Origin of the sequence: Brevibacterium limosum, from assembly GCF_011617705.1 — a bacterium.
GTDB lineage: Bacteria > Actinomycetota > Actinomycetes > Actinomycetales > Brevibacteriaceae > Brevibacterium > Brevibacterium limosum.
This window is the reverse complement of sequence record NZ_CP050154.1, coordinates 3,679,258-3,696,083: the sequence shown is the minus strand read 5'-3', so window position 1 is coordinate 3,696,083 and position 16,826 is coordinate 3,679,258. Positions and strand designations below refer to the sequence as shown.

Sequence of the window (16,826 nt, the reverse complement as noted above, 5' to 3'; positions counted from 1 at the left end):
TCATCGGTCGCCTCGTAGAGGCGGTCTCACTGTCGGTCCAGCCGCTTCAGCCGTCGAAGTCGACCCTGTACACAGCGTGGGGTGCTGCACCCCATTCGTCCTGGTCGCCGATGGCCTGGTTGGAGACGCCGAGCGTCATCTTCTCGCCGGTCTCTGTGTTCCGATAGGTGATGTACGTGGTGCCCGCGGCGCCTTCCGCCCCGGAGTTCCTCCAATGAGAACCGTTCTCATCGCCGTGGTCTGCCAGTTTCTCGGCGACTTCGTCGGTGGCAAACGCTTCGACTCGGTCGGTGTTGTCCTGGCCCCAGGCGATGACGAGTTCATCTGCATACTTGCCGGCTTCGATCGGATAGTAGATGGACTGCGTGCCGACGTCCGAGGCGGCTGACTGACTCGATGAGTCCGCGAGAGAAGCCTCGGCGGCCATGGCCGGTCCTGTTGCGAGCCCGACGCCGGTGAGCCCGGCGACGGTCGCGATTCCCAGAGCTGCTGCGCGATTGCGGATGGTGGACTTCATTGTGTCGATCCCTTCTTCTCCTGTGCTGTCACCTCAAGGTGGCATGCCGTTGACGAGGACCAGTATCCCGACCGAATCTGAGGCGGCGACAACGGTCGCTGGGAACGAAATCGGAACCGATAACAGCTCGACGACAGGACCATTGCAATCGTGTGGCAGTGGCGCCTCAGATGCGCGGGCGATCGGTTTACAGCAGCAGCTCTTGCGTGCGAATCCGGTGGTGACGACGTCGCTTCGTGGGAGCTCTCGGGCCCGTCGGCATTCGGGACCGACTGGGTTTACGACGATTCCTATTGCTCGGCGATATGCGATCGTGATCTTCGCGGCGTCGCGTCGAGGGCGCACCTCTCTTCGCGGCCTCTCGCCGAGCGGCTCGAGCATTCGGGCGCGAGAGCGACTCTCCGGCGGTGACCTCTGACTGAAGTGGGCAGGTGCACGAACCCGACCGCCTCGGCGGGAAACGAATCCACGGGCGCGAGCGTGACGCAGATCATGTGACGGGCCGCCGCATCTGACTATGGTGGAGATGTCCCAGTCTGCGGTCGGCGCATAGACCTATGGCGACTGTGGAAGGGACGTGACGAAGCTCCAGGAATCGAGGTGCTCATGACCTATGTGATCGCGCAGCCATGTGTGGACGTCAAGGACAAGGCCTGTGTCGACGAATGCCCCGTCGACTGCATCTACGAGGGTGAACGCTGCCTCTACATCCACCCCGATGAGTGCATCGACTGCGGTGCCTGCGAACCGGTGTGCCCCGTCGAGGCGATCTTCTACGAAGACGACGTCCCGGACGAATGGGAGGCCTATTACAGCTACAACGTCGAGTTCTTCGACGACCTCGGTTCACCCGGAGGTGCCGCGAAGCTCGGCAACATCGGCACTGACCACCCGCAGGTTGCTGCCTTGCCTCCCCAGAACCAGGACTACGTCGGGCGGCAGTGAAAGCGGCGCGGACCCGTCGGTGAATTCCCGAGCGCTACTTCAGCACCCCGTCGACCAGAGTCCGGGCATCGTGCTGGACCTGGCGCAGGTGGTCTTCGTCGCGCAGGGATTCGGCGTAGATCTTGTAGACGTCTTCAGTGCCCGACGGGCGCACCGCGAACCAGGAGTTCTCCGTGGTGACCTTGAGCCCGCCGATCGGCGCGCTGTTTCCCGGCGCCGAGGTCAGGACCGCCGTCACGGATTCACCGCCGACGGACTTCGCGCTCACCTGCGATGCGTCAAGGGCACCGAGGCGGGCCTTCTGTTCGCGGGTCGCCGGGGCGTCCTGGCGGGCGTAGGCGCTGATGCCGTGGTTCGCGGCCAGCCCGGCGTAGCGCTGTGAGGGAGTCTGCCCTGTCTTCGCAGTCATCTCGGCTGCGAGGAGGGCGAGGATGATGCCGTCCTTGTCCGTCGACCACACTTTGCCGTCCCGACGCAGGAACGACGCACCGGCCGATTCCTCCCCGCCGAAGGCCAGCGTCGAATCGAGCAGGCCGGGGACGAACCACTTGAAGCCGACGGGCACTTCGAACAGCGGCCGGTCGTGGGCGGCGACGATGCGGTCGATGATCGACGAGGTGACCAGAGTCTTGCCGATCCCGGCGCCGGCCGGCCAATCGGTGCGTGCGTCGATGAGATAGTCGATGGCCGCTGCCAGGTAGTGGTTGGGGTTCATCAGCCCGGCATCGGGGGTGACGATGCCGTGGCGGTCGGCGTCGGCATCGTTGCCGGTGGCGATGTCGTAGTCGTTGCGGGAGGCGATGAGACCGGCCATCGCATAGGGAGAGGAGCAGTCCATGCGGATGTTCTCATCCCAATCCAGGGTCATGAACGACCAGGTGGGGTCGACGTCCGGATGGACGACGTCGAGGTTGAGGTCGTAGTCCTCGGCGATCGCCGCCCAGTAGTCGACGCTGGCGCCGCCGAGCGGGTCGGCGCCGATCTTCAGCCCGGAGGAGCGGATGACGTCGAGATCGATGACGGACTCGAGGTCGTCGACGTAGTTCGACACGTAGTCGAAGTTCTCGGTGTTCTCCAGGTGGAAGGCCCGCTGGAAGGGAGTGCGCGGAATCTTCTCCCAGCCGTCGCGGAGGTAGCTGTTCGCGCGTTCGGCGATCCATGTCGTCGTCTCGGTGCCGGCAGGCCCGCCGTGCGGCGGGTTGTATTTGATGCCGCCGTCGGCAGGCGGATTGTGGCTGGGAGTGACGATGATGCCGTCGGCCTGCGCATCGTCGCGCGACTTCCCGGCATTGAAGCCGAGGATCGCATGGGAGACGGCAGGGGTCGGGGTGAAGCCGTCGCGTTCGTCGATGAGCGCCGGCACCTCGGCGGCGGCGAGCACCTCGAGGACGGTGAGGAATGCGGGCTCACTCAGCGCGTGGGTATCCCGGCCGAGGAAGACCGGTCCGCGAATGCCCTTGTCGCGGCGGAAGTCGACGATGGCTGCGGTGATGGCAGCGATGTGCGCCTCGTTGAAGGAACGGTTGAAGCTCGAACCGCGGTGGCCCGAGGTCCCGAAGCTCACTGCTTGCGAAGGCACCGACGGGTCGGGAACCAGGTCGTGATAGGAATCGAGAAGGGCAGGGATGTCCACGAGATCCTTGTCCTGGGCCAACTGGCCGGCGCGAGTAGTCATTCTTCTACCTTGCCAAATCCGGGCCACCTGTCACAGTTGTGTCCACGGAGTTCTTGCATCGTGGACTCGGCAGACATGACGGATCGGAATTCCACGACCGAGCCCTCGCCGTCGCAGACACCGAGCCCACGCCGTCGCAGACTCAGTCCGGCGGCTCCACGGAGTCGTCGTCCTCTTCCTTCGTGTCTCCACCGCTGATATCCCGGTCTTTGTCGGGAGAGGAGGACCCTTCGGCTTTGGCCTGGGCTTCCTCAGGGTCCCGATCGATCGGAACATCGTGCTCGGCGGCGATGCGCTCGAGCCTCTCTTCAGGAGACTGGGAACTGCCTTCGGCGTCTGTCTCGGCGCCGACTCCGACGGCAGAGCTCTCGACCTCCTGCTCGTCTTCGGTCTGCTGCTCTGCTGCGTTCTCCGGCAGGTTCTTCTTCTCGTCACTCATGACTTCTGCTCCCTTCGGAGTTGAACACGCTCACGCCGTTCGACGGAGGATTGAGGATCACAAGAGGTGCGGGAGTGATCCGTGGTCTCGACGGTAGACCCATCGTGGAAACGGAGCAAGGGGGCTCGTCTCCGCGGCTCATCCGTGGCCCAGCCCGCCGGCTCGCCACGGAAGCCGGGTGCCCCGACTGCCGACTGAGAATCTCGGTGATCACCCCTGGTCAGAGACCTGTGCAAGAGGATATCCCTGAGATAGAGTGAAATCACTCTGCGGACGGGCGCCGAGGACTGCCCCACACGAACGAGACGAGGATCAGAGATGGTCGGGCCCGAAGAATCGGTCAGACAGCGAGCCTTCACCGGCGGCTTGCCCTCCGACAGCTTCATCGACGCGACCCTGGCAGACATCCACGCACGCTACGGCGGACTCGACGACGGTGAGGTCGCCGACTACATCCCGATCCTCGCCGAGGCGGACCCCCGGTGGTTCGGACTCAGCCTCATCGAATCGGCCGGGGCCGTGCACGAGGCCGGAGATGTCGACATCGAGTTCTCCATCCAATCCATCTCCAAGGCTTTCGTCTTCGCGCTCGTCTGCCATGCCCGCAGCTCCGAACTCGTCCACGAACGCGTCGGCGTCAACAACACGGGGCTCGCCTTCAACTCGGTGATGGCGATCGAACTCAACGAGGGCAAACCGTTGAACTCGATGGTCAACGCCGGTGCCATCGCCACGACCGCACTCATGCCCGGGGCCACCTCGGCGGAGAAATGGGAGAACATCCGCACCGGGCTCTCCCGCTTCGCCGGTCGGCCGCTTCGCCTCGACGGCCGCGTATACGAATCGGAGATGAAGACGAATCAGCGCAACAAGGCCCTGGCTCGGCTGCTCGAGAGCTATGGGCGGATCATCACGGATCCGCTCGACACCGTCGACATCTATACCCGGCAGTGCTCGCTGCTGGTCACCGCGCACGACCTCGCGGTGATGGGAGCGACCCTCGCTGACGGTGGGATCAATCCGCTGACCGGTCGGCAGGTCGTCTCCGCCGAGGTGGCCCGTGACACGCTCGCGCTGCTCGCCTCGTGCGGAATGTACGAGAACAGCGGCGAGTGGCTCTTCGAGATCGGACTGCCCGCCAAATCCGGGGTCTCCGGCGGCATCGTCGCCATCGCCCCGGGCAAGGGAGCGCTGGGCACCTTCTCGCCGAGGTTGGACTCCGCGGGCAACAGCGTGCGCGGTCAGCGCGCGTGCTTCCACATCTCCCGGGTGCTGGGTATGAATCTCTTCGCCTCGAACGCGGCCGTCGAACGCCCACGGAAAGGACAATGATGAGCGCCGAAACCGCACCGAACGACCTCGCCGAGGAGCGCAGATCCTGGGCGCCGATGATCGGGCTCTTCCTCGCCCAGGTCCTCATGTCGTTCAACGTCGCCGCACTGCCGATCTCGCTCGGCGGAATGGTCGAGGACTTCGGTGTTCCGCCCACGGTCGCCTCGTCGACGATCGTCGTCTACGGCCTCGCCGTGGCCGCGCTCGTGATGACCGGCGCGAAGCTGGGTCAGCGGATCGGGTGGGTGCTCATCTTCCGCGTCGTCCTCGTCGTCTTCGCAGCCTCCTCGCTGCTCATGATCTTCTCCCGCACCGTGACCTGGGTGATCACCGGTCAGCTGCTCGCCGGTGCCGCCGCAGCGATCATCGTGCCCGCCCTGGTCGCGCTCATCGCCGAGAACTACCGTGGAGCGCAGCAGGCGGCGGCGGTCGGCTCGCTCGGGTCGGCACGTGCCTTCTCCGGGATGAGCGCCTTCCTCATCGGCGGCACCCTCGGCACGCTGGTCGGATGGCGACCGATCTTCTTCATCACGCTGGGCCTGGCCGTCATCGTCTTCGCATTGACGTTCACGCTGAAGTCGGACAAGGGGGATCCTGCGATTCGGATCGATCTCGTCGCCTCGGCGCTCATCGGTGCTGCGGTCGTGCTGCTGACGATGGGATTCAACAATCTCAACGCCTGGGGCATCGTCCGCGCCGAGGACGGGGCGCCGTTCTCGATCGCCGGGCTGTCACCGGCGCCGGTGTTCATCGTCGTCGGCGTCGTCCTCGGGCAGCTGTTCTTCATGTGGACGAAGCGGCGGAAGGCGGCAGGCAAGGTGCCGCTCGTCGACATCAGCGTGCTCGGTCGGCCGAGCGAACGGGCGGCGGTCTACGCGATGTTCGTCATCGTGGCGATGGAGGCGGCCGTGAACTTCACCGTGCCCACCTACATCCAGGTCGTCCAGGGGCGGACCCCTTTCGACACGTCGCTGGCGATGCTGCCGTTCAACCTCACGGTCTTCGTCACCGCCACGCTCATCGTCCGCTTCTACAAGCGCTACTCCCCGCGCACCATTGCGCTGTTCTCCTTCGGCCTGACGACGGCGGCGCTGGTCTGGCTGGCGTTCGTCGTGACGAACAACTGGGAGACTCTGCCGACGATCCTCGGCCTCATCGTCTTCGGCATAGGACAGGGTGCGCTGGTGACACTGGTGTTCAATGTCCTGGTCACCGCCGCTCCGAAGCATCTGGCCGGTGACGTCGGGTCGATCCGCGGCACCGCGCAGAACCTCGCCTCGGCGGTCGGCACCGCGGTCATGGGGGCGCTGCTGGTCACGGTGCTCTCGGCCGGGCTGGCGTCTGCCGCCGATGATCATCCCGATCTGCCGCCGGAACTCGTCGAACAGGTCGACCTCGACAATGCGAACTTCGTGAGCAACGACGAATTGCGCGACGTCCTCGCGGGGACGACGGCGACACCGGAGCAGGTCGAGCATGCCGTCGAACTCAATTCCCAGCAGCGGTTGAGCACGCTCAAGCTCGGCTTCCTTATCCTCGCCGGCGTCAGCCTGGTCGCGGCAGTGCCGGCCTCGAGGCTGCCGAAGTACCGGCCCGACGAGATCCCCGACCCGGCCGAGGCGGACTAGAGTTCCGTTCAACCAGGAAGGGCCGGCATCGCGTGATGAGGCAGCCTGGCTGGGCATGCTGGTTCTGCGGCGTCCAAATGAAGATTGTGTCGAGATGACCGAATCTCGAAGACTGCTATCTGAGCAGATTCTTTAGCTTGATAACTTTATCAACCAGATTGGACAGGGCTTCCGGAGTTCGCCGATATGGCTGGAGCCACTTCCCAGAGGCTGGATATCACTCGAGGGATCATCAATCGCGGAAGCGCCTACAGTTTCCGGCACCGCGCGATCGGCGCCTACCTGACCAGCGATTGGCCTGACGCCAAGTTTCCAAACGACGAGAACTGACCGCGACGGGGGTGTCCGTTCTGCTGATGGAGACGGCATCCGCAGCTGAATCGGCTCGACCGCCTGTAGGTCATCGCGACGGTACGAACGGTCGAGCCGGTGGGGAAGAGGCCGACGGACCTCAACTGGTGAAGCGAATCGTCACTCTCACTTCACCCAAGGCTCTTCGCCGGTCTCGGAGACGATCGGCTTGCCGTTGTCGAGGTTCCATGACCCCATGCCGCCTTGAACGTTGAAGGCGTCGAAGCCGTTCTGGTTGAGCCAGGCCACGGCGCGGTTCGAGCGTCCGCCGGTACGGCAGATGACGTACATATCGTCATCGAGGGGAAGGTCGTCGAGGCGGCCGGGCAGTTCGCCCAGCGGCACGTGGACAGCGCCTTCGATGTGCCCGGCCTCCCATTCGTCGTCCTCACGGACGTCGATGATGGCGGCCCCTTCGGGGATGTCGTTGACGGTGACGGTCGTTTCTTCATCCATGGCTTCAGTGTAGGCACGCAAGCCAGGTGCTCGCACCTGCTCGAAGACTCCGAATCCTCACACGCCCGCGACCGTGTTCGCGACTGTGTCCATACCCGTGCGCGCAACCCGAACGACCGGATGTCAGGCGTCTCGGCTCCAATTCCAAGGGGGCTGTTGCCGGCTGGAGAGCCGTGTGAGAATGACCGTGTAGTCGTTGATGTGCCAGCCGACCACGGTCCGCGTGAACGGACCACGGCTGGCGTGAACGACTGCGGCGCCAGGAACCGTCTGCGAAGGGAAATGGTCATGAACAACAGAGACAAGAGTGACGAGTCACCGGCCGAGGAGAAGGCCCGTGACGTCGCAGCGAAACTGGACGAGACGGCGGAGCCGCTGGCCGGGACTTCGGACATGGAATCTCACGCCGAAGTCGGCTACACCGAGCAGAACGTTGAGGCACGTGCCCAGAATGCCGCCGAGGAAGAAGGCGTGACACTGCATCGCAATCCTGATGGCTCGCACACGGCGATCGACGAATCGAAAGCCGCCGAGGTCACCCCGAGCTCCGGCTCCAAGGATTCCGGAGTCGCGAGCAGCACAGCTCCCGGCGGCGCTCCATCCAGCACGGCGCCGGGTCCCGGCGCCGCGGTCGGAGGCACGGCCGGTGCCGGTGACGACTCGCACAGGAAGTCCAAAGCCTCCGTAGCGCCGGGCATGGGCGCGTCGGTCGGCACCACGTCCGAGCCCGATGACGTCGACAGCGTACCGGGGATGGGCAACGCGGTCGGCAGCACCGCGGAAGGCGGTGCCGCGAGCACGGCAGCTGCCGCGTCTGCCACCGGCAGCTCCTCCGCCGGCAACGCGTCCGCCACCGGTAGCACCTCATCCGGCAACGCGTCAGCCAACGCCACCGACGACACGGAAGCCGGCCAGGTCTCGGCCGCCGGCGACGGGCAGAAGCCCGCAGGCGAGGCGGCGACGGATGAGCTCGACCAGGCCGATGTCGCCAAGATCCTGCGCGGCGGCGATTCCGTCATGCTCGCGACCGCGCTGGCCGACGGCAAGATCCTCGCCCACCCGATGGCACCTCAGGAGGTTACTGAGGACGCCGATGTCTGGTTCTTCCTCGCCCTCGACGGCGACCAGGCGAAGGCGCTGAGAACGAACCCCGAGGTCAATATCAGCATCGCCGAGGCGGGCAACTGGCTGTCGGTGGCCGGACGCGTCGAGTTCGTCGACGATGACGCCAAGGTCGATGATCTGTGGTCGGATTCCGACAAGGCATGGTTCGATGACCGCCGGGATCCGAATCTCGGGCTGATCAAGGTCATCACGCACTCCGCTCAGCACTGGGGTCTGCCCGGCGGAAAGGCCTCGGGCCTGTTCCGCATGGTCAAGTCCAAGATCACCGGGGACCGCCCGGCCGGCGGCACTCAGACCACGGAACTCTGAGCAGGGGAGGCGTCCGCGCGTCGCTTGCGCGCTCTGAAGGAGTGCGCCGAGTACCCGAGACGCTTGCCGTCGCAGTGTCTGCACAGGACCACGTAACAGTCGAACGGGCCCGCCGAAGAGACCCGCCTCTCTTCTAGGCGGGCCCGACGCACGTCGCGCAGGGTCGCCCGGCGGCTTCCTTTCCGGGCAAGTGTGCATCAACGCTTGGTCCGAGATCATGCAGGATTTCGTCATTGAGGGCCGAATGAGCGGCATCCGGAATCTTGATCTTCCTTCTGCTGTGCGGTTCCGAAGTCTCACGAGTGACAACAGTTGCTCCCACTGCTTTCGCTTGTGCAATCAGCCGAAGGTCGGCTGAACCCATGAACTCGGATATGGCAGACGGCTTGTAGATTCGTTCGGGACTGTTTGCCCAAACCGCAAGCTCCGCCATAACCGAAATAGACTCTGCCGAATCCGGGAGCCAGAACCGCCGCAGCTCGGGGTCTTTGGCCCAGTCCGCCAACTCGTCGTCACCGACGGCAACCTCATCATGCACGGCGGTGACCGATGCCACCGTGCCTGCCCTGAACGAATCCGAAAGCCATTGCCAGAAGCCCGGCGCAATCTGAAACGAGTAGTAGAGACGGCTCGCTTCCATAAACGCATTGGCATCCAGGAGATACATCGTCAGCCCTCTCGGTCGAGGTGCCTTGCGTATTTGTCGAATGTGGACAGCGACTTGAACGACATCAGCTTAATCGCTTCGGCAACAGCGGTGCGGCCACCGAAAACATCGTCGATCAACGCGTGGGACAAGCGCTCACCGATCCTGTATGGCTGATTGGCATAGAAGTCTCCACCGCTGTTCTGCCGCGGACTCAGTCCTTTCAACCTGGCGACTTCGGCTTCGTAGGCTGCTGGGAAGTCGTCGAACCGTCTGAGCTCTGCACGCTCGATCGCCTGCAGAACAACCAGAGTCCCGCACTTGAATATCCGGGACAGGGCCTCGAGTTGGGCAACCAGTTCTTCATCGTGAACATCGTGAAAATGTCTGTGCAGATCCGCTTCCGGTACCAAGAACTCAGAAGCCACTCTGTTGCACCATCGTTCGATCGTGCTCTGCGGAGTTCGACCTGGGTCCTCGACCCCCACCCCGCCGATGCCACGCCAGACATGAGCGAACTCGTGTGCCAAGGTGAAGAGTTGCCCGTTGAGCGTCTGTCCGGTATTGACGAAGATGAGGGGTGCTGTCTCATCGATAAGAGAAAAGCCCCGGAACTCATCGATGTCAAGCAGATGATGGTTGTTGTTCTCAACCATCGATGTCGCCACAGCCAGACCGCCGAGGTCTTCAAACGCTTGGAGCAGATACCTTCGCTGATCACGCCGAGTTCCGCTGCGCTGAGCAACCTCGTAGCCGAGTTCCTTCCGCATGTCAGCAGCCGTTCGAGTCGGCTCCCAATCGGCTGCTCGCCCGACGACTTCAACCTCAGGAAGATCTAGATCGCTGGCATAGTCGCGATACCAGTCCTGCCGACGAATGCTTTGGTTGATTACCGCGAGCAAGTCAGAGGACGGTTCACGGTAAGCGTCGGCATCGAAGCCATCGCGAAAATCATCTATCGGCAGTTCGAGTCTCGGAGGCTCAGGCAGCAGCAGATAGCCGAACGGAGTGCCAGTTCGCGCAGCAAAGTTCGACAGCTGATTCAAGGTCGGTCGCGAAACACCGTCGATCCACTCCCGGACCTTGGGCATGGATTCGGAGATGCCAGCCGCGTCATGCGAGCGGTCCATCGCCCATTCCACGACCTCAGGCGCCACGGGTACGCGTACAGCCATCGTCCTCACCTTCCAACGTGGATCCAGTGTATCGGCAGGGACTGACGCAGAGCCGCTCGGCACGATTCGCGCCGGGCGCCCGCACCTCTCGGCGAACCGCCTCGGCGAGGCATAGCATGGAGACATGAGCAAGCGGATCGTCATCATCGGTGGGGGCCTGGCCGGGACCACGGCGGCTCGTGAACTGAGCGACCGGGGTCAGGCGGTCACCGTCATCGACCCGCGCGCCGGCGAGACCTGTGAGCGACCGCCGCTGTCGAAGCACCTCTTCGACGGCGCCCGCCATCACCTGCCCTACCACCTCGAATCGACAGAGCACATCACCTTCGTCCGCGATTGGGCAGAGGAGATCACCCTCGCCGAGGCGGCCGCCGACTCCCGCTACACCGCGGAGACCCAGCGGCACCCCCACTCGCTGTCGGACCATCACGCAACCGCCGGGACCATCCACCTGGCCTCGGGGGAGTCCATCGACTTCACCCACTGCATCCTCGCCACGGGGATGGAGGCCAATCGGGAGCAGATCCCGGACTATCCGGACGCGCTGCCGGTCTACGACCTCGGCGATGCCGAATGGATCCTCGATAAGGTCGCGAAGTCGGAACACCTGCTCAACGTCGGGGTGCTGGGCTCCGGGTATCTCGGAATGGAGGTGGCCACCTCGGCGGTCGCTGCCGGACATCAGGCCACGGTCTACCTGCGTGGGGACGAACCTCTGCGCAGACAGCTCTCCGCTCCCGTGCGGAGGGCCCTGGTCGAAAAGCACGCGACCGCGGGTGTCGAATTCGTCACCCACACGGCGAGCCCGGACGATATCCGCGCCGATGTTCACGACCTGTTCATCACCAGCGTCGGAGCTCGTCCTCGGCTGATCCCGATCGACGGTCACCGACCTGCTTATGCCTGGGACGTGGATGAGAGTTTGGCAACATCACATCCGGGTGTCTATGCCGCCGGCGACTGCGCCACTGTCACGGCCGGGCCCTATGCTCTCGATCGATCACCCCTGGGCATGCGAACCGGTGGCCGAAAGCCACGGAAGATTCCTCGCCGAACTCCTCGCTGATACTCCGACAGACGTCGCGGAAGTCGATGAGAAATCGCACACCGACAGCCAGGACGGTGCAGGGAGTGCCTCGGGTGCCGGTCCGAGAATCTGGTCGGACGTGCCCTGGCACTGGAGCTTCCAAGGCCCGGAGAAGGTATTCACGGCGGGTCTGACCAGCCCCGACGCCGACGACATGATCATCAGACACGACCCGACCGGAGCGAAGTTCCAGGTATTCCACTTCGACGGGCCCGATCCGGAGTCGAAACTCGTCGGCGTCGAGACGTTCAACTGGCCGCCGATGCAGGCCGCCGCCAGACGGGTACTCGGAGGTAACCACATCCCCACGAGAGCCCAACTCGAGGACCCGGACTTCGACTTCAAGGCTCACAGCCGACTGTGAGTCTGCGCTAGTCTCATCCCGTAGACTCTTTCTGTTCTATCCCCAGTCGCCGACGAGAGAATTTTCTGTTCATGGATATGGCCAGGCTTGCTGCCGAGCACGGACTCGACAGAGTGGGTGGACGGCCGTCTTTGCCCCAATACGTCAAACAGCTTCTCAGCCGCAGCGACTTCACGTACACGCTCGCAAAGTATCGGATGCAGTCCGAGAACGAACGCAACCGCCTCGGTATGCTCTGGGTGCTGCTGCGACCAGCATTCTCAGCGCTCATCTACGGTACGGTCTTCGGCTTCATCATGCAGGGTGCCACGGCTCGACCCCCGGACTTCGCCCCCTTCGTCATCATCGGCGTCTTCGTCCTCGAGTTCTTCAACACCTCGATGAACGGCGGTGCGAAGTCGATCATCGGCAACGCGTCTCTCGTCCAATCGCTGCCGTTCCCACGCATCGTGCTGCCGATCGCCACGGTGTTCCAGAACCTCCTCAACTTCATCCCCACCTTCATCTTCATGGCGCTGCTCGTCATGTTGTGGGGGGCACGCCCCAACTGGGAATGGTTCCTCTTCATCCCCTTGGTCATACTGTTCTGGATCTTCAACCAGGGAGTGGCGTTCATCTTCGCCCGCGCGACCGTCCATTTCCGCGACCTGTCCCAGGTCACCCCGTTCATCTCTCGGATGATCTTCTACACCTCCGGAGTCTTCTTCGACCTCAAGGTGATGGTGGAGAAGATCAACCCGGCCCTGCAGCCCTTTGCCGACTGGCAGCCATTGAACAACGTCCTGGCGATCGCTCGCGGCATCCTCATGAAGGACGGTGTGATTCCGTACGACTACTTCTGGCACCTGGCCATCTGGGCCTTCGGCATCTTCATCATCGGCTTCGTGTTCTTCTGGCAGGCCGAGGAAAGGTTCGGTCGTGATGAGTGACGAGACATCTGAAGAGACCCCGATCTACACCGGCAGCCTTCCCGAGGTGACGCGGAACAATCCGCCCGTCGTCGTCTGCGACAACGTCCATGTCCGCTATAAGACCTTAGCCACGGGCAAGAAGCTCAAGCTGGGCAGCAAAGACGTCATGTCGAAGCGCCGTGAGCTGAGAGAGGTCCATGCCCTCAAAGGCGTCAGCTTCGTCGCCCACAAGAACGAATCCATCGGTGTCATCGGCAGCAACGGGTCCGGCAAGTCGACGCTCATGCGATCGATCACCGGTCTGACCCCGACCTCGGAGGGCGCGATCTATGCGACGTCGCGGCCGAACCTCCTCGGTGTCGGTGCCGCGCTGATCCCCGATCTCTCGGGTGCCCGCAATATCATCCTCGGCTCTCTTGCGCTGGGGCTCACCCAGGCCGAGATCGACGCAAAGTTCGATGACATCGTCGAGTTCACCGGGCTCGAGGACTTCATCGACCTGCCGATGCGCACGTATTCCTCGGGTATGTCCCAGCGGCTGAAGTTCGCGATCGCGACCTCGGTGCAGCATGAGATCCTCATCGTCGATGAGGCCCTCAACGTCGGTGACAAGAAGTTCCGTGACCGTTCAGAAGGCCGCATCCGCTCCATCCGTGAGAACGCCGGTACCGTCTTCCTCGTCTCGCATTCGATGCGCACGATCAAGGACACATGCAACCGCGCGCTGTGGATCGAGAAGGGCGAGCTGCGCGCCGACGGGCCCGCCCTCGAGGTCATCCGCGAATACCAGGCCTTCACCAAGGCCGAGAAGGCGAAGGAAGTGGAGCAGGAGCCGGGCTGAGGCACCGCACCCCCTAGCCGAGGCACGGTTCGCTCGGTACATTCGACCGCATGGACAACAGTTCACACGAACCGATCGAGTCGCGGCGCATCAGTGATCAGCCTGCGCTGCGCAGCTCGTCGGGCACCATCTGGATCGTGGCCGGCGGGATTTTCCTCGTCGTCATCGCGGGCGTGCTCACGGCGATCATCGTCTCCGGCAGCACGGCGGTGCCCACAGCGATCACCACGATCGTCATAGCGGCCGTGCTCTACCTGATCCTGCTCATCGCCCGCTTCGCCTTTCGACCGGGCCGAGTCCGTCTGTGGGTCATGGCTGGAGCAATGATCGGCATGGCCGTTGCCTCGCTCATCGGACTCGTCCTCTGCGTGGGCGCTGCCGCAAGCGGGGCCTGAAGCCGCTCAGGTGAGCAGGGACGTGCGCTCGGGCGCATAGGTCGGCTCTGTCTCTATTCGGCAGGCAGACCCTATTCGTCAGAGTTCGGCTTCAGGTGGGCGCTGAGGTACTCACCGGTCACGCTGTGTGCGGAGTCCGCGACCTGCCCCGGGGTTCCGGTCGCCACGATCTGACCGCCGTCCTGACCTCCGCCGGGGCCGAGGTCGATGATCCAGTCGGCGTTGGCGATCATGTCGAGGTCGTGTTCGATGACGAGGACCGTTCCGCCCTGGTCGAGCAGCTGCTGGAAGACGCTCACGAGCACACGCACGTCCTCGGGGTGCAGGCCCACGGTCGGTTCGTCGAAGACGAAGAGCGTGTGCTGCTGAGACTTCCCGAGTTCGGTGGCGAGCTTGAGCCGCTGAGCCTCACCGCCGGACAGTGCCGGTGTCGCCTCGTGGAGGGTGAGATACCCGAGCCCCACATCCTGCAGTGCCCGCAGCCGGGCATGGACCTTCCGCATCTCGCCGAGGTGGGGGAGCGCCTCGGCGACGGTCATCGCCAGCAGATCCGGCAGCGACAGCGGCTGGCCATCGGCATCCGACGCACGACAGTACTCATCCGCGTCGGGACTGAATCGTCGGCCCTCGCAGTCGGGGCAGGGAATGTCGACGTCGGGGAGGAACTGCACGTCGAGGGTGATTTCGCCGGTGCCTTCGCATTTCGGGCAGCGCAGCGAGCCCGTGTTGTACGAGAAATCGCCGGCCGTCAGCCCGGCGTTCTTCGCCGAATCGAGGCGAGCATACGCACGTCGGAGGTCGTCGAGGACGCCGGAATAGGTGGCCACGGTGGAGCGGACGTTGATGCCGATCGGGGTGGCGTCGACGACGTTGACGCGGTCGATCCTCTCGGCGTCGATCTCACGCACATGATCGGGTCGCGAACGCTCGTCTGCGGCCTTGAGCGCGGGGACGAGACTGTCGAGGACGAGGGTGGTCTTGCCCGATCCGGACACTCCCGTGACGACGGTCAGCCGCTGCCGGGGGATCTCCGCGTCGAGGGCGTGGACCGTGTGGATCGGTGCGGTGCGCAGCCGGATCCGACCGTGATCGAAGGTCGCTGAGGCGGCCGTGGGAGTACGCACGAGGGTTTCGGCGCGTCCGGTGAGGTAGGGGCCGATGCGGGATTCGCGGTGGCGGTCGAGGTCAGCGACGGTGCCGGTGGCCACGACCGTGCCGCCGTCGCGGCCGGACCCGGGACCGATCTCGATGAGGTGATCGGCTTCGCGGAGGACGAGCGGATCGTGGTCGACCATGACGACGGAGTTGCCCTCGTCGAGGAGGTCGGCGATGACGCCTTGCAGGCCTTTGATATTCGAGGGGTGGAGCCCGATGGAGGGTTCGTCGAGGACGTAGAGGACCCCGGTGGTCTCGTTGCGAACCGCCCGGGAGAGTTGGACGCGTTGGCGTTCACCCGTCGACAGCGAGGACCCGGCCCGGTCGAGTCCGAGGTACCCGAGGCCGAGGTCGAGCAGCCGGCGGGCCATCCCGAGCAGCGCGTCCACCAATGATCTGGCCATCGACTGCATCGGCGTCGGGAGCCCGGCCGGAACACTTGCCGCCCAGTCGACAAGTTCGTCGAGGGTCATCGCGGTTGCCTCGGCGAGGCCGAGTTCACCGATGCGAGGTGCCCGGGCTGCAGGGGAGAGGCGGGTGCCGTGGCAGTCGGGGCAGACCTGTTCGGAGAGGAACCGGCTGACTCTGGCGAAGCGCTTCTCATTGTCGGCGCGTTTGAGCTCTTCGGTCACTGTCAGGCGGGCGTTGCGGAAGGTGAAGTCGAGCTCGTGCAGCCCCTTCTTCGAGGTGACCGTGATGTGCTTCTTCTCCTCGGGGCCGTCGAAGACGATGTCGCGTTCCCACTCCTGGAGGTCACGCCAGGGCACATCGGTGCGGACCCCGAATTCTCGGGCGATCTGCGGTTGGACGTTGAAGCCGAACATCTGCCAGGGGATGACCGTTCCGTCGTCGATCGACATGTCGGGGTCGCGGATGAGGGAGGCATCATCGACTTCTCTGATCGTGCCGATGCCCTCGCAACGGGGGCAGGCACCACCGGAATTGAAGGCGAGCTCCTCGGCGCCGGGGGCTTGGACGGTCTCACCGCATTCGGGGCAGTCGAAGGGTTCCTCGGCGGCGACGTTGAGGGTCGGTTCCTGCCGGTGTCCGTTCGGGCAGAGGTGGGAGGCCAGGCGGGAGAACATCAGGCGGATGACGTTGAGCAGCTCGGTGGAGGTGCCGAAGGTCGAGCGGACCCCGGGGACTCCGGGACGTTGCCGCAGGGCGAGGGCGGCAGGAATGTGGCGGACGGTGTCGACATCGGCACGGGCGGCTTGGGCCATGCGACGGCGGGTATAGGTCGACAGAGCTTCGATATAGCGGCGGGAGCCTTCGGCGTAGAGCACGCCCATGGCCAGCGAAGACTTGCCCGACCCGGAGACGCCGGCGATGGCGACGAGGGTATTCAGGGGCACGTCGATGTCGATGCTGCGCAGGTTGTGCACGCGGGCACCGCGGACCTCGACCGCTGTGGCAGGGGCAGGATTCCGGGCTTCGGTCGACATATCGTGATCGTAACAAGCGGGGGTGACACG

At 64.3% G+C, this 16,826-nt stretch carries 16 protein-coding genes; 9 read left to right on the top strand and 7 right to left on the bottom strand.

Going from position 1 to position 16,826, the window contains the following annotated elements:
• Positions 1-46: 46 nt before the first annotated feature.
• Positions 47-517 (bottom strand): hypothetical protein, encoded by a 471-nt coding sequence (locus tag GUY37_RS16590; RefSeq protein ID WP_166827879.1) that lies wholly within the window; start codon positions 515-517, stop codon positions 47-49.
• Positions 518-1,123: 606 nt separating this feature from the next.
• Between GUY37_RS16590 and fdxA the strand changes: the two genes are divergently transcribed.
• A complete protein-coding gene (fdxA, locus tag GUY37_RS16585; protein WP_166827876.1) occupies positions 1,124-1,462 on the top strand; it encodes a ferredoxin in 339 nt (112 codons plus the stop codon).
• A gap of 34 nt (positions 1,463-1,496) precedes the next feature.
• Here the strand turns inward: fdxA and pgm are convergent, their stop codons facing one another.
• Positions 1,497-3,137, bottom strand: coding sequence for a phosphoglucomutase (alpha-D-glucose-1,6-bisphosphate-dependent) (gene pgm, locus GUY37_RS16580; protein WP_166827873.1), 1,641 nt, complete (start codon positions 3,135-3,137; stop codon positions 1,497-1,499).
• A 142-nt stretch (positions 3,138-3,279) separates the two neighbouring features.
• Positions 3,280-3,576: a hypothetical protein gene (locus GUY37_RS16575; protein ID WP_166827871.1), complete on the bottom strand. Its 297-nt coding sequence runs from the start codon at positions 3,574-3,576 to the stop codon at positions 3,280-3,282.
• 318 nt (positions 3,577-3,894) lie between these two features.
• On the opposite strand from GUY37_RS16575, the gene glsA reads away from it, so the two are divergent.
• The gene (gene glsA, locus GUY37_RS16570) at positions 3,895-4,908 is read left to right on the top strand and encodes a glutaminase A (protein ID WP_166827868.1); all 1,014 of its coding nucleotides are present in this window, start codon (positions 3,895-3,897) and stop codon (positions 4,906-4,908) included.
• Complete coding sequence (locus tag GUY37_RS16565; RefSeq protein WP_228278228.1) at positions 4,908-6,536, top strand: MFS transporter; 1,629 nt, start codon at positions 4,908-4,910, stop codon at positions 6,534-6,536. The genes glsA and GUY37_RS16565 overlap by 1 nt, the downstream gene beginning before the upstream one ends.
• A gap of 477 nt (positions 6,537-7,013) precedes the next feature.
• Here the strand turns inward: GUY37_RS16565 and GUY37_RS16560 are convergent, their stop codons facing one another.
• Positions 7,014-7,343: a rhodanese-like domain-containing protein gene (locus GUY37_RS16560; RefSeq protein WP_152345720.1), complete on the bottom strand. Its 330-nt coding sequence runs from the start codon at positions 7,341-7,343 to the stop codon at positions 7,014-7,016.
• A 288-nt stretch (positions 7,344-7,631) separates the two neighbouring features.
• On the opposite strand from GUY37_RS16560, the gene GUY37_RS19280 reads away from it, so the two are divergent.
• Positions 7,632-8,777 (top strand): pyridoxamine 5'-phosphate oxidase family protein, encoded by a 1,146-nt coding sequence (locus tag GUY37_RS19280; protein ID WP_228278227.1) that lies wholly within the window; start codon positions 7,632-7,634, stop codon positions 8,775-8,777.
• 133 nt (positions 8,778-8,910) lie between these two features.
• Here GUY37_RS19280 and GUY37_RS16550 read toward each other — a convergent pair whose 3' ends face one another.
• Entirely contained in the window at positions 8,911-9,444 is a 534-nt protein-coding gene (locus tag GUY37_RS16550; RefSeq protein ID WP_166827864.1) for a DUF4411 family protein, read from the bottom strand.
• Between the two features lie 2 nt (positions 9,445-9,446).
• The gene (locus tag GUY37_RS16545; protein ID WP_166827861.1) at positions 9,447-10,598 is read right to left on the bottom strand and encodes an ImmA/IrrE family metallo-endopeptidase; all 1,152 of its coding nucleotides are present in this window, start codon (positions 10,596-10,598) and stop codon (positions 9,447-9,449) included.
• 124 nt (positions 10,599-10,722) lie between these two features.
• Between GUY37_RS16545 and GUY37_RS16540 the strand changes: the two genes are divergently transcribed.
• The 5 genes from GUY37_RS16540 (at position 10,723) to GUY37_RS16525 (ending at position 14,196) form a co-directional block, all read left to right on the top strand.
• Entirely contained in the window at positions 10,723-11,664 is a 942-nt protein-coding gene (locus tag GUY37_RS16540) for an FAD-dependent oxidoreductase (protein WP_228278226.1), read from the top strand.
• Positions 11,621-12,049 (top strand): oxidoreductase C-terminal domain-containing protein, encoded by a 429-nt coding sequence (locus tag GUY37_RS19275; protein WP_228278225.1) that lies wholly within the window; start codon positions 11,621-11,623, stop codon positions 12,047-12,049. The genes GUY37_RS16540 and GUY37_RS19275 overlap by 44 nt, the downstream gene beginning before the upstream one ends.
• A 71-nt stretch (positions 12,050-12,120) precedes the next feature.
• Positions 12,121-12,978 (top strand): ABC transporter permease, encoded by an 858-nt coding sequence (locus GUY37_RS16535; RefSeq protein WP_166827858.1) that lies wholly within the window; start codon positions 12,121-12,123, stop codon positions 12,976-12,978.
• Positions 12,971-13,801 (top strand): ABC transporter ATP-binding protein, encoded by an 831-nt coding sequence (locus GUY37_RS16530; protein ID WP_166827855.1) that lies wholly within the window; start codon positions 12,971-12,973, stop codon positions 13,799-13,801. The genes GUY37_RS16535 and GUY37_RS16530 overlap by 8 nt, the downstream gene beginning before the upstream one ends.
• Positions 13,802-13,851: 50 nt before the next feature.
• Positions 13,852-14,196, top strand: a complete 345-nt coding sequence (locus GUY37_RS16525) for a hypothetical protein (protein WP_166827852.1) — start codon at positions 13,852-13,854, stop codon at positions 14,194-14,196.
• 71 nt (positions 14,197-14,267) lie between these two features.
• On the opposite strand, the gene GUY37_RS16520 is transcribed toward GUY37_RS16525, so the two are convergent.
• Positions 14,268-16,796, bottom strand: coding sequence for an excinuclease ABC subunit UvrA (locus tag GUY37_RS16520; RefSeq protein ID WP_166827849.1), 2,529 nt, complete (start codon positions 16,794-16,796; stop codon positions 14,268-14,270).
• Positions 16,797-16,826 lie beyond the last annotated feature (30 nt).